This window comes from Halogranum rubrum, assembly GCF_900114455.1.
GTDB lineage: Archaea > Halobacteriota > Halobacteria > Halobacteriales > Haloferacaceae > Halogranum > Halogranum rubrum.
The window spans coordinates 1-13,427 of record NZ_FOTC01000008.1 but is presented as its reverse complement, the minus strand read 5'-3'; the positions used below and the strand labels follow the sequence as shown (position 1 = coordinate 13,427).

Sequence of the window (13,427 nt, the reverse complement as noted above, 5' to 3'; positions counted from 1 at the left end):
TGAACGGCTGGTCCGCTACTCGTGTTCGACAGCACTATCCCCTCACACGTAGGTGTCACGGTTGGGCTGTCGGGCGCGAGTCGTGCTACCAAGCCGCCTGCAGAGTGTCTGAGAAACTACCGAACGGACTGCGTCAGCGAGCGGGGAAGCTTCAGAGTCAGGAACGAGCAGAGACAGAGGACTACGCCAGCCACTGCGAGGTCCGGAATTCCGGCGAAGACCGAGACGTCGAGGGCGGTCAGCGCCGACAACAGTGCCGCGACTGCGACACCGCCGATCGTCATCCACTCGGAGACACCCATCTGTCGACCCTCCCGTGCCGACAGCTCGGTGTCGTCTTCGGACTCTTCGGCGTCCTTCTCCGTCGACCCGGTCGCTTCGAGGTACGGGTCGAGTTGATCCGCCAACGGCGTTCGCTCGACGAAGCCACGCTGCTGGTTGTAGTCGATGATCCCTTCTTCATCGAGCTTCGGCAGGTGACACTGGTAGAGCGAGATGTACGCTCGCTGGCGCTGATTGGACGTGAGCTGCTGGACGGTGGTGTCGTGTTCCCACGCGGCCACCTGTTCGGCGACATCGCGCATGTCTACGACTTCTTCGGTCCCTTGCAAGTACCGAAGTGCGTACCGTCGCCGCTGGTTCTGTAGGATGTGGAAGAGCTTATCCTTCGAGAGCGGTTCGAACTGCGCCACGTCGTCGCCGCTTGCCTCGGCGGACGTGGGTGATGCACGGGTCGACTGCGTTGCGTTCATCGCTGGTCAAGCGAAATAACGGGGCGATAATAAACTGGGTCGACACTCCCGACTGTTGCAAATCGTTGCAACGAGCGATTTTCGGCGGCTGAGCGTCTGACACTCGTCCGACGAAATCAGTTTCGAACTGTTTAAACAGGATGTAGAGGGGGGTATACCGTCCGAATACTACGGAATAGTAGAATATTTTGCGGCGCGTTCACACGAGCCGTGTGTGAGTGTAGCTACGAGGTCGTCGACGTGTCGTCTGACTGAGTAGCCGAGGTGTCAGACGTCGATGGCGTACCACTCGTGTCGCTCGTACTGCTCGACTCGCTCGTCCCGCTGGTCGATTCGGCCGTCGTCTCGGTTGCCGTTGCCGTCGACGTCTCGGTGGCCGTCGGCTCCGTCGTTTGCTCCGGAGTCGACGTCGCTGTGTCCGTCGCCGTCTGCGTGGGCGTCGACTCCGTCGTTGTCGTCGTCTCAGTTGGTTCCGATGTCGTCTCGGTGGTCGTCGTAGTCGTCGTGGTCGCTGTTGTCGTCGTCTCGGTCGGTTCGGTCGTGGTCTCGGTCGTCGTCGTGGAAGTCGTCGACTCTGGTGTCGGCGTGTCTGTCGGGTCATCGTCGTCGCTACTGTCACCGTTGTCGTCGTCGTCGTCACTTCCACTGCTCCCACCGCTCCCAGCGTCGTCGCCGCCACTACCGCTTCCACTGTCGTCGTCTCCTCCGAAGAGGCCGTCGTCGTCGTCGTCGCCGCCACCGAACAGTCCACCGCCGTCGTCCGTGGTGGTCGGTGACGCCGTCGGCGTCGGGGTCGCCCCGGTGTCGTCAGCGGCCGTCGTCGGCGACGCCGTCGGCGTCGCAGTGGTGTTGTTCGTCAACGACCCGTTCTGCGTGGGTGTCGGCGTGGCGTTGTCGGCCATCGGCGTCGTGTTGGAGTCGTTACCGCCGCCGAGGCCGAGTCCTGGCATGCCGGCGACGAAGCCGATGCCGACCGCGAAGAACGCGATGCCCGCGATGGGGAGTGCGACGCTGAACAGCGTCCGGGAGCCACCACCGCCGAGCGGTCCGTCGTTCCCGCCGTCGAGCCATCGTTCGACCCCGCGTGCCTTCGAGGCGATTGGCTCGGGTAACGACCCGAGGAGTTTCAGCACTTCGCCCGTCCGTACCGCTCCCGTCCCGATAGCCGCTGCCATGAACACCGCGAACCCGAGCGGCGGGACGAGGAACAGCGAGAGCAGCGCGTTGTCGACGACGAAGTACGGGAGGCCGAAGATGGGGATAGCGGCGATGATGCCCGTGGCGACGATGCGGAAGAACCGAACGTCCGCGAACGGGTCGTAGCCGAAGCGACGACCGACCCACACCTGAAACAGCGGCAGCGACCCGTAGCCGATACTGGTCGCGATGGCCGCCCCCTGCGTCCCCATCGGGTCGATCGGGCCGACACCACGGATGAGGATGACGTTCAACACGAGGTTGATGACGGCCGCTGCACCCGTCGCGGCGATGAGCGACTTCATGTCACCCTTCGCGTGGTTGATAGAGAGCAGCGGTCGCGCCATCGCGAACCCGAGCGTCCCCGGCAGGAGCAGGAGAATCGCGGTGACGACCGTCTCGGGGCTCTCGACGCTGGGGTAATAGAGCGGGACGAAGTCGCTCGCGAGCGCACCGAGACCGAGCGCGAGTAGCGTCGTGATGAGCAACGCGTACCGCGTCGACTGCGCCGCGATGTCCTGAATCTGGTCTATCTTCCCCTCGGCCCAGAGATTCGAGGTGGACTGAATCATCACCGACTGGATGGAGCGCGGGATGACCCAGAGGAACTGCACCAACACCAGCGCCATCTTGTACAGTCCAGCCTCCGTCGACCCGATGAACGCCTTCACGAAGATGAGGTCGATGTGGTACATCGACGTGAGCAAGAAGACGTAGACGATGGTGAGGTGGTTGAAGTGGAACAGCTCTTTACGGGGGAAGTTGTCCGGCAGCGGCTTCAGGACGTAGGAGAGTCGGACCTCTTTGGCGATGAAGAACAGGCCGACCGTGAACACGAGCAGACTCGCGGTGATGAGGCCGAACAGGACGCCGACGACGCCGTAGCCGAGTGCGGCGAGTACGACGGCAACGACACCGAAGGAGATCTTCTCCAGTACGCGAAGTGGCTCGCCGATGTGTTCGAACTTCAGCCCCATGAGCGCCCGGCGGACGTACTCGCGGAACTGCGAGGCGACGACGAGCAGCGCGAGCAGGTAGAAGTACGTCGTGAGGTCGCCACCGTCGGAGTTCAGCAGGTTCGACAGTGCGCCGGTGTACGCGCCGACGGCCAACACACCCGCCGCGACGACGGCGAGACCGGTTGCGAGGCGGAAGTAGTACGCGAAGACGTGGTCCTGCCAGTGGGCCTCGTCGCGCTCCTCGGAGATGTACTTGCGGACGCCGCTGTTGATACCCGAGCTGACGAGGATCATCAACAGGCTGAAGACGGCCATGACGGAGCCGTACTCGCCGAACTGGTCGGTCGTGAGGAAGAAGACCAGCGCTGGTGAGATGACGGCCGAGGCGATGATGACGAGTATACGCGACCCGGCAATCGAGGCGAACGCGGTGACGAGACTCCGTGACACGGGAAGTAGTTTGTAGTGGTGGGTAGCGGGGTGTTCGTGAGCGGTTCTATCGTGCTATCGTGCTATCGGTCCTTCATGACCGACTCGCCGGGCTTCGTCGTCGCGTCGAGCGAGAGCTTCGTGCCCGGGTTGAGGCTGGTGTTGATGGCCGTCTTGGCGCGTGGTCCGGCGACGACGCCGAACTTGCGGCGACCCGTCGACGTGTACTCGCCTTTGACCATCAGGTGGACGTCCTCGTCGTCGTGGCGCAGGTTGGCGACGTTCGTGCCGGCACCGAAGTTGACGTGCGGTCCGAGCACGCTGTCGCCGACGTACGAGAGATGCGAGACGTGAGCGTCCTCCATGAGGACGCTGTTCTTTATCTCGACGCTGTGGCCGACGCGAGCGTCCTTGCCGACGAGCGTCGCCCCCCGGATGTAAGCGTTCGGACCGACCTTCGCGCCCTCGCGGATGAGTGCCGGGCCCTTCACGACGACGCCCGGTTCGACCGTCGCGCCCTCCTCGACGACGACGTCGCCGCGGAGGTCTGCGCCCTCGGCGACGTCGCCGCGGACGTCGCGTTCGAGGTCCGAGAGCAGAATCTCGTTCGCTTCGAGTAGCTCCCACGGCCGGCCGACGTCGAGCCAGCGCTCGACTTCGACGGGCGTGACGGTGAACTCGTCGATGACGCGTTCGAGCACGTCCGTAATCTCGTGTTCGCCGCGTTCGCTCGCGGGGACTTCGAGATACTCGCGTGCCTCCGCGGGGAAGACGTACGCTCCCGCGTTGGCCATCGTCGTCGGCGGGTCGTCGGGTTTCTCGACGATGTCGGTGACGACCGACCCACCGTCGTCCGTCGAGAGCACGCCGTAACTCGACGGGTCCTCGACGGTGTAAGCGGCCACGCTCGGGGCGGCGTCGAAGAGTTCCGACACCGACTCGGCGTCGAAGATGTTGTCACCGTTCATCACGGCGAAGTCACCGTCGAGATACTCGCGTGCCTCGTTGACGGCGTCGGCAGTGCCGACCTGCTCGTCCTGCTCGACGTAGTTGACGGAGACGCCGCGGTACTCCTCCCCGAAGTACTCGCGGACGCGCTCACCGAGGTAGCCGACGACGAACACGAGTTCGTCGGCACCTGCCTCGACGGCGGTGTCTGCCACGTGAGCGACGATGGGGCGGTCCGCCACCGGGAGCATCGGCTTCGGCGTCGTCTCCGACAGTGGGCGAATTCGCGTTCCCTGGCCAGCGGCTAAGATGACTGCCTGCATGTCTTGTTGACTACGTCTACTCACCAAGCGCCCATTATTATGAGCCGGTTAAGCGGTCGAGAGGAGAGATTAGCGGTTTCGAAGGGAGTACGGCGGGCTTCGTGGCCGATTAGCGGTGTATAAATCAGTGTCTCACACCTCACTCGACGAGCGACTGGCTACGGGAGAGAACACGGACGCTACGTGCTGGTGCGCACGATTAGGAGGTTGAAACGAGTCAAAACGGCGCGTCGAGCACCGACAGTTGAGACGAGAGAGAAACCGTGACCAGAAGACGCTCAGCAGCCGGGGGAGAGCGCTCGTGTCGGCCACCGTGAAGGCCGACGAGACGGAGCACTCAGGACTCCCAGTCGATGGTGTCCGAACGGCCCGACTCCCGGAGGATGAACGGGCCGATGGCGAGCGTCCGACGGGCGATGGTACCGAGTCGCAGCATGTACGCGCCGAGCAGGAAGAACGGAACCGAACACACCGTCGCCGACGCGATGACGATCCAGTTCATCGTGTCGATGCCGAGGAAGATACCGGGGAGCGTCGACGGGTCGACGATGACGAGCATCGCCGTCGCCACGAGGAGCGCGGGTACCGAGACGTAGAGCATCTTCCGCGAGAGGTCGACGAGTTCCCACTCGAAGTAGAGCGTCTTGAAGTGCTCGCGGGCGGGGCCGAAGAACTGCAACACCTGTAGCAGGTCGTTGAAGGCCGCCCGCTCCGCCGCCGAGAGGTCCTCGGCGTGGTCGCGCTGGAGCCGTCGCGCCTGATAGATCTTCCACGAGTAGTTGTAGTCCAGCGCCGACTTGACGACCTGATACCGCCCGAACTGAGCGTCTTCGAGTTCTGCAGAGACGGCCTCGGCGTTGCTGACGAGTTGGTCGAGAAACGTGTCGAGTCTGTCGAGAAACTCCTCGTCGTGGTCGTCGGAGACGGTCTCTCTGAGCTCTTCGGCGTTCTCCGCGCTCATGTCGATGAGCGCCTGGAGGAACGACGAGGGCTCTGGCGGCGGCGCGGCGTCGAAGAAGTCTTCGACCTCGTCACGGAACGACATCGCCCCCTCCATCCGGTCGCGTTGGTCGCCGAGCGGCCCGAGTTCCTGTGAGAGCACCAACTGCGAGATAGTGACGACCAACGTGACACCCGTGATGATGGCCGTCAGAAAGCCTTGGAACAACGTCTCGACGGGGTCCGACGCCCGCATGACGACGCGGATGGGCGTTCCGTCGAACGTGCTCAGGACGATGAGCGCGACGAAGAACGCGAGGCTCACCCACAGCGTGAGCACGAGGCGGTTGACGTTCAACTGCGCGTAGAGCAGGAAACGGGTGCGGCGAGTACCGACTCGCTCACGCATCGTGTTGCCCGGTTCGTCGTCTGTCATCGGTCGGTGAGAAAGTCGAGAAAGTCAACGTCGGCCGTAATCATAGGGGACAGTGTCGGTGAGACTTGATCGTCCTTCGGCGGCATGGCATACGAATGTATTGCCTTGGGTAAGAAGCCACGACAAAGGAGACTGGGATTCATCATCGATAGACAAGTTTGTGAGTTGGTAAAAGCGTCTTAGATAGCTTAGTCGATTTATATTGAAGTGTCTATTAAGAATAACAATCACCGCGATGGTAGACAAACCAACCTCTAGACGCAGTATCTTGAAGCTACTCGGCGCTGCCGGCGTCGTCGGTGCCACCGGAACCGGCCTCTCTGTGGCGGCTGACGACACCGAGGGCGACGAACGCGGGCCGGCAGTGGAGTGGTTTCGACGCTACGACGAAGAGCCTGCGGAGTCGGGACACACCTTCTTGTCGGTCTCGATGCTCGATGACGGTGGCTACGTCTGTGGAATCCGCACTGTCGGGTTCACTCTCCAGTGGTTCGACGAGACGGGTGAGAAGGTTCGTACCGAGACGTACAACGGCGACATGGGGCAACAAGACACCGTGCAGACGGCAGACGGTGGCTACATCATCTGCGGGAATACCTCCCGAGACACGCCGCGAGGACAAATACCCGGGCGAATCGCGGGCGTGACGAAAGTCGACTCCGAGGGAACGGCCCAGTGGGAGCGGAGATACGACGAGGGTGACAGTTCAGCCTACCGCAGTTTCGAGGAGGCAATCGCGACGCCCGACGGGGGTGCCATCCTCTGCGGACAGAAGTACGACGGCGAAGAGGACTACGACCGGTCGGTCTGGGTCGTGAAACTCGACGCTGACGGCGAGATGGAGTGGGAGAGACAGGGGAACCTCGGAGACTACGGGAACGACACGCCCCACGAAGTCTGGAGCGGGTCGGTGACAGTCGACGGCACCTATCTACTGCAGACCGCCACCGGACTGCACGAACTCGACGAGAACGGCGAAGTAATCTGGAGTCGCTCGCTCGAAGACTGGATCGTAGTCGACATCACTGCGACTGCCGACGGTGGGGTCGCCATGTCGGGTGTCCAGTGGGTCGGCGAAGAGACCAAGCGAGCCGACGACCGACCGGGACTCGCGAAACTCGACGCGGAGGGCGAACTGGAGTGGTACGAGACGTACGAGGCCGAGTTCACTGGCTACGGTCGGCGTATCGTCGAACACGACGACGGCTATCTCACCGCGGGGAACACTCCCAGTTCGGCGGAGCACGACGACCTGTACGTCCTCAAGGTCGACACGAACGGTTCGTACGAGTGGCACGTCGTCGCCGACGAAAACGAAACGGACGAAGGACTCGACGAGGGATTCGCAGTCGGAGAGAACAGTGCCATCCTCGCCGGGAGTTCCAGTGCGCACGACGGGTCTGGCTCCTTCGGCGTCCTCGCGAAAGTCACACTTGGCGAAGACGAGTCAGAGGATGGTGACGGAGAAAAGGGGGGAGACGGTGGCAACGACGCCGATGGCTCCGGTGACGGCGAAAACGGTGCCGGTGACGGCTCTGATGACGACGGCAACTCCGGAGACGACAGCGACGACGGTGCTGGCGATGACTCCGACGGAGACACGGGTGACGACAGCAAGAACGGTTCGGACGGTCCCGACGTCGACGACGACTGTTAGCCCGACAGTCGAACACTTCTTTTGAGTCGCAGTCGCTGTCGAGTCGAGAGACTCGGGAGCGAATTAGAACGTCTCACGCGCTAAGATGAGAGATAGAGAGTGTAGGCGGTCTGCGCTACTGTGCGTCGTCGAGGAAGTCGAGCGCCGTCGCCAGCAGGTCTTCGGCCTCGCCTTCGGAGCGTGCCTGCGCCGTCACGCGAACGAGTGGCTGTGTCCCGCTCGCGCGGACGAGGAACCATCCGTCTTCGGTCTCGACGTGGACGCCGTCGATGGTCGAGACCTGGTCGTCGTCGTAGGCGGCCGTGACCGCCTCCTCGACGCGAGCCATCACGTCGTACTTGTCGTCGAGTTCGCGGTTGTCGCGGAGCAGGGGGTAGGTCGCAATCTCGTCGACGAGTGCGTCGAGCGACCCGTCGCGGGCGACGATAGCCGCGAGTTTGCACGCCGCCAGCGGGCCGTCGGGACAGAGCGTCTCGTCGGGCCAAATCCACGCACCGCTGGACTCGCCGCCGAAGACGACGTCCGACTCGGTCGCACGTTCGGCGACGTATACGTCTCCTACGCGCGTGCGCGTGAGGGACGCACCCCGGGCTTCGAGTTCGTCGTCGACGGCGAGACTGACGTTGAGCGGCGCGGCGACGCGGTCGCCCTCGGAGACGACGGCGCGCGCGAAGAGCGCCAAGAGGGTGTCGCCAGAGATGAACGCGCCGGATTCGGTGGCGCCGCGCATCCGGTCGGCGTCGCCGTCGTGGGCGATGCCGAGGTCGGCGTCGGACTCGGCGACGAACGCCGAGAGCGCGCGGCAGTTCTCGGCGGTCGGTTCGCTGGGTCGGGCGGGGAACCGGCCGTCCGGTTGGGCGTTGAGGGTGTGGACGTGCGCGCCGAGTTCGGTCAGCGCGTCGGCCGTCTCGCCGCCCGCGCCGTTACCGACGTCGACGGCGACGGAGAGACCGTCGAACGGCGTCTCCTCGCCGTCGAACTCCTCGCGCATCGACGCGACGAGGTCGGCGATGTGGTGGTCGGTTCCGTCGACGTCGGTCGACTCCTCGCCGATTCCGTCCCACGCTTGGAGGTCGAACTCCTCGTCGAGGATGCGCGACTCGATAGCTTCGCGCTGGGCCGTGTCGAACGCCTGTCCGGAGGGGTTCCAGAGCTTCAGGCCGTTGTCGGGAGCGGGGTTGTGCGAGGCGGTGACGACGATGCCTGCGTCGGCGTCGTGTCGCTCGATACTCCGTGCGAGCGTCGGCGTCGAGACCATCCCGAGGTCGACGACGTCACCACCACACTCGCGGACGCCCGCCTTCGCGGCGTCGGCCAGAATCTCGCCGCTCCCACGTGGGTCGCGGCCGACGACGACGGTCCCTGCGCCCTCGGAGACGACCGCTCGCCCCACCGCCAAAGCGAGGTCCGCCGTCACTTCGTCACCGACTGGTCCTCTGATTCCGCTCGTGCCGAACAGGCTCATTAGTTCGATGCACGGGGGGGCGGCCCTTCATTATACCCGTCGTAAGTTCGTCTGCTTGACAGCGGCCGCTACGGAACCGAACGAGTGCGGACGTCGTCAGTCGAGGACAACGTGCCACACGTCTCGACAGCAAGAGCGCCTCGAGAGGCTTCGAACAGAGGAGAATCGTGGGTTTCGGGGAGTGTGAGATTAGCCGCTGAATAACTATTGAGGAACCCGGTAGAGTGGACACAAGGAGTTACCACCGCGCGCATGAACACAGAGCGAGTCGTCTCCGTCGTTATCGCGTTAGCCTGCGTCGCCTCACTGGGAGTGGCGTCGACGACGCTCGAATCGTCGTTGGCGTCGAACCCCGACGACGCCATCGAACTCGACTACGACACGCTCCCTATCGGCCGAGAGCAAGCCGAAGAGGTGAAACAGGACGTCCAGCAGTCCGAAGAGAGTCAATCACAGTCGCAGTCGCAGTCGCAGTCTCAGTCTCAATCTCAATCCCAATCGCAGTCGCAGTTGTCGAGTGCGAGTTCGTCGTCATCGAGTTCGAGTTCTAGCTCGTCGAGCGCCAGCGCCGACCAGACAACCGACGAGCAGAGTCTACTCGACACGCTCATCGCTCTCCTCGAAGCACTACTGCCGTATCTCGTCGGTGCGTTCGTCGTGTCGACCGTCGTCGGTCTCGCCTATCGCTACCGACGACGACTGGCCGCCCCGTTGCTGGCGTTGCTGGCGAGTGGCGAAAACCGGGACACGAACGACGACGCGAGGCGGGTCGAGTGGCAACCACGAGACGACGTCGAGCGGGCGTGGCTGGACCTACTACAGTCGGCCGGTGTCGACCGGCCGCACGCCAAGACACCCGCCGAGTGCGCTGAAGACGCCGTCGCCGCGGGCTACGACCCCGAACCGGTCCACAGCCTCCGGCGAGCGTTCGAGGAAGTGCGCTACGGTGAGCAGTCACCGACCGACGCACATCTCGAACGCGTCTCGCGGAGTCGCCGCCAACTCGGTCTCGGAGGGAAGCGATGAGGGCGCGAACGCCCGTCGTCGTCCTCGGCGTCGCCGTCTTCGCACTCGCCCTCGGCGTCCTCCTGACGCCGGGCCTCGGCGGGGCGATTCCCGTCGCCGACGCCGTCGACGCGGCGGGGAGCGACTACAAACTGTTCGTCGTCTTCGGTGCAGTCGCCCTCCTCCTCGTCCTCGTCGTGGTCGGCCTCCGCGCGGTCGGCGGACAGGCGCAGGCGACGCCGCCAGACCCGGAGCACGTCCGAACCGCACCCGCCCCGGGAGCCGAGTTCGACAGCGTCGTCGGCGGCGGCGTCGGCCTCCGCGAACAGCTGTTCGGCGACGAGCGCGAACGCGTTCGGGGTCGACTTCGGGAGACGGCGACCCAGACCGTGATGCGCCGCGAGAACTGCGGCCGCGAGACGGCACGCGAACGCGTCGAGAACGGGACGTGGACCGACGACAGAGATGCGGCCGCCTTCGTCGGCGGCGAGAGGGGGCCGAGTCCGCCCGTCTCCTCGCGGGTCACGGCCGCACTCCGGGGTCGGTCGTGGTTCCAGCACGGTGCACGCCGGGCAGCGGAAGAGATAGTCGGTACGAGTGACCGGCGCGTCACCGACGGTGGCCGACGGACGGAGGACGACCGATGACCGTCCGTCGAACCCGACGGTGGCGCGGCATCGTCGCCGTCGCGCTCTTCGTGGGCGGCGTCGGCGTCGTCGCCGCCCGTCCGCTCGTGCTCCTCCTCGGCGTCGTCGGCGCGGCGTTCGCGGCCTACCCGCATCTCACGGCGACGCCCGAGGTGCGTCTGGACATCGAGCGTCGATTCGGCGACGACAGTCCCGACGACGGCGACGACGTGGTGGTGACCGTCCGCGTCCAGAACACGGGCGACAGCACGCTGACGGACCTCCGAATCGTCGACGGCGTCCCACCGATGCTCACGGTGAGCGACGGGTCGCCGCGGCACGCCGCGGTGCTCCGTCCCGGAAAGACGACCGAGTTCGAGTACACAGTGGGCGCAGCACGTGGTCGCCATCGCTTCGAACCGGCGACGGTCGTCGCCCGCGACGTCGCGGGGACGCGCGAGGTAGAGACCACCGTCGACACCGAGACAGAGTTGGCCTGTACGGGAACCGTCCCCGAAGTCCCGTTGCGGCAACAGACCGAGCAGCAGAGCGGCCGAGTCATCACCGACGAGGGTGGGAGCGGCATCGAGTTCCACCAGACCCGCGAGTACCGCCACGGCGACCCGATGAGCCGAATCGACTGGAAGCGCCACGCCAAGACGGGCGAGTTGACGACCATCGAGTTCCGCGAGGAGCGAACCGCGTCGGTCGTCCTGCTGGTCGACGCTACCGCCGATGCCTACCGCGCCCGGCGGGCCGACGAGCAGAACGCGGTGGCGCACAGTCTCGCGGGCGCAGAGCAGATGCTCACGGCGCTGTCGAACACGCGGAACTTCGTCGGTCTCGCCGGCATCGGTCGGGAGTTCGCGTGGTTAGCCCCGGGGACCGGACCGGAGCACGGCGACGCCGCGTCGACGCTGCTCGCGACGAGTCCGACGTTCTCGACGATTCCGCCGAGTGAGAGCGAGAGAGAGAGTGGGAGTGGGAAGAACGGAGAGAACGAGGAGTGGGACGTCCAGAGTCAACACGCCGAGTTGCAGCGTCGCCTCGGGAGCAACGCGCAGGTGGTGTTGCTCACGCCGCTGACTTCGCCCGACGTGCTGACGATGGCGCTCGGGTTGGAGGCCAACGGGACGCGAGTCACCGTGGTGAGTCCGGACGTGACGAACGAGGAGACGGTCGGTGGCCGACTCGCGGCGACTGAGCGCGAGAATCGGATGCGAACGTTACGCGAATCCCGCATCCCGGTGGTCGACTGGAACCCCGAGACGGACCGCCTCGGAACGGAACTGCTGCGGGCACAGGAGGGAGTCGCATGAGCGGCGACGGAATCAGCGGAGTCGACGGAATCACGCGCCACCCGACGCGCGTCAGCAGTCTCGTCGCCGTCTGTGCCGCCGTTCTCGCCATCGCGCTCCTCGGGACGACGAGCGCCCAGCGACTCGCACTCGGCGTCGACGTCGCCGGTATCGCCGTCCTCGCCCTCGGCGGGGCGGCGTGGCACCGCGGTCACCGCGTCGTCGGCGGCCTCGTCGCACTGGCGGGGGTCGGCCTCTCGCTCGCCTCTGTCGGCGTCGTCGTCGTCCGAGCCGAGACGGTGAGCCAGCGCGTCGAAATCGCGCCGGGGCTCCTCGGACCACTGCTCGTCGCCTGCGGCGTCGTGCCGGTCTGGAAGCGGTTCTCGCGGACGTTCGTCTCGCTTGGTGCGGCGTTCGTCGTCCTCACTATCTGTCTCTCGGGACTCGTCCGCGGGGCCGAGATGCTCCCGCTGTTGGGCGCGTTCGCGGCGACGGTCGTCGCGTGGGACGCCGGCGAGCAGGCAATCAACCTCGGCGAGCAACTCGGCAACGAGGCGCGGACGTGGCCCGTCGAGGTGGGCCACTCGGGGGCGACTGCTGTCTACGGTTGTGTCGCCGTCGCCGCCGCCGTCGGCTTCCACGACTTGGACGTGACGGGCGTTCCCCTCGTGGGCCTGTTCGCGCTGTTCGGGGCGGCGGTGCTGTTGCTCGTCGGGTTGTACAACTGACGGGGTTGCAACGTGGCTGTAGTAGAGACGTGATGGCGGAACCGGTTAGATGTGTACCACCTGTATAGAGTACGCCACTTGTGGCAGTTGTTGGAGAGCTTTCTGTGGTCGTGCTGAATAGGGCGTATCTATACGGCACCGACAATGCCAAGACAGCGACATCCGGCAAAAATAAATAAATTTGGTGCAGAAAGCCCAAAAATGGTGTACTAGCCGGTAGTATTATACTATTCTGCCCATATGTCTAAATATGTACGAGTCTCCTTCTCCAACACACGGGTACATCCCCGTCGTTCTGGCGTTCTGGCTCTACGTTGGTCTCGCAGCTGGTGTTTCCCTCGTTGCAAGGGAGGTAGGGGTGTCAAATGAGATATCGATCTATCTCTTCTTGCTCGTGGCAATAGTACTCCTGAAGCCGTTTCTTCCCCTGTTTCAACAGCTCTTGCCGAAAGCACCACACGAACGATAACGTAGCACCGATTATAGCCGATTCAAATCGAATCGAGAACGCCACATACACCCTCTATATGTGGCTCTGTAGCTTCGCTAGACGGGAGCGCGACAACCGCATTATTGCCGTAGAATACGAAGAGGCAGATTGCTGTGGTATCTGAGATCCGCCTCTTCACCCGTAATGCGGTCGCGAAAGCTAAACTAGTTGTCGC

11 protein-coding genes are annotated in these 13,427 nt (G+C 64.4%); 6 read left to right on the top strand and 5 right to left on the bottom strand.

What is annotated here, in order from left to right; all coding sequences use genetic code 11:
* Nucleotides 1–116: 116 nt before the first annotated feature.
* From BM083_RS20020 to BM083_RS20005, 4 genes are all read right to left on the bottom strand, one after another.
* Nucleotides 117–752: a DUF7344 domain-containing protein gene (locus BM083_RS20020; RefSeq protein WP_089871998.1), complete on the bottom strand. Its 636-nt coding sequence runs from the start codon at nt 750–752 to the stop codon at nt 117–119.
* A gap of 224 nt (nt 753–976) precedes the next feature.
* Nucleotides 977–3,358: an oligosaccharide flippase family protein gene (locus BM083_RS20015; RefSeq protein WP_089871996.1), complete on the bottom strand. Its 2,382-nt coding sequence runs from the start codon at nt 3,356–3,358 to the stop codon at nt 977–979.
* Nucleotides 3,359–3,420: 62 nt separating this feature from the next.
* Nucleotides 3,421–4,608 (bottom strand): bifunctional sugar-1-phosphate nucleotidylyltransferase/acetyltransferase, encoded by a 1,188-nt coding sequence (glmU, locus tag BM083_RS20010; RefSeq protein ID WP_089871994.1) that lies wholly within the window; start codon nt 4,606–4,608, stop codon nt 3,421–3,423.
* Between the two features lie 337 nt (nt 4,609–4,945).
* Complete coding sequence (locus BM083_RS20005) at nt 4,946–5,983, bottom strand: DUF7972 family membrane protein (protein ID WP_089871992.1); 1,038 nt, start codon at nt 5,981–5,983, stop codon at nt 4,946–4,948.
* A gap of 235 nt (nt 5,984–6,218) precedes the next feature.
* Between BM083_RS20005 and BM083_RS20000 the strand changes: the two genes are divergently transcribed.
* A complete protein-coding gene (locus BM083_RS20000; protein WP_089871989.1) occupies nt 6,219–7,640 on the top strand; it encodes a hypothetical protein in 1,422 nt (473 codons plus the stop codon).
* A 115-nt stretch (nt 7,641–7,755) separates the two neighbouring features.
* Here the strand turns inward: BM083_RS20000 and glmM are convergent, their stop codons facing one another.
* Complete coding sequence (glmM, locus tag BM083_RS19995) at nt 7,756–9,099, bottom strand: phosphoglucosamine mutase (RefSeq protein WP_089872248.1); 1,344 nt, start codon at nt 9,097–9,099, stop codon at nt 7,756–7,758.
* Between the two features lie 258 nt (nt 9,100–9,357).
* Between glmM and BM083_RS19990 the strand changes: the two genes are divergently transcribed.
* The 5 genes from BM083_RS19990 (at nt 9,358) to BM083_RS19970 (ending at nt 13,231) form a co-directional block, all read left to right on the top strand.
* Nucleotides 9,358–10,131: a DUF4129 domain-containing protein gene (locus BM083_RS19990; protein WP_089871987.1), complete on the top strand. Its 774-nt coding sequence runs from the start codon at nt 9,358–9,360 to the stop codon at nt 10,129–10,131.
* Entirely contained in the window at nt 10,128–10,757 is a 630-nt protein-coding gene (locus BM083_RS19985) for a DUF7269 family protein (protein WP_089871985.1), read from the top strand. Before BM083_RS19990 ends, BM083_RS19985 begins: the two co-directional genes overlap by 4 nt.
* Nucleotides 10,754–12,055 carry a DUF58 domain-containing protein gene (locus tag BM083_RS19980; RefSeq protein ID WP_089871983.1) on the top strand — a complete coding sequence of 434 codons (1,302 nt, stop codon included), beginning with the start codon at nt 10,754–10,756 and terminating at the stop codon, nt 12,053–12,055. The genes BM083_RS19985 and BM083_RS19980 overlap by 4 nt, the downstream gene beginning before the upstream one ends.
* Nucleotides 12,052–12,762 (top strand): DUF7519 family protein, encoded by a 711-nt coding sequence (locus BM083_RS19975; protein WP_089871981.1) that lies wholly within the window; start codon nt 12,052–12,054, stop codon nt 12,760–12,762. The genes BM083_RS19980 and BM083_RS19975 overlap by 4 nt, the downstream gene beginning before the upstream one ends.
* A gap of 250 nt (nt 12,763–13,012) precedes the next feature.
* Nucleotides 13,013–13,231 (top strand): hypothetical protein, encoded by a 219-nt coding sequence (locus BM083_RS19970; protein ID WP_083851194.1) that lies wholly within the window; start codon nt 13,013–13,015, stop codon nt 13,229–13,231.
* The last annotated feature ends 196 nt before the right edge of the window (nt 13,232–13,427 follow it).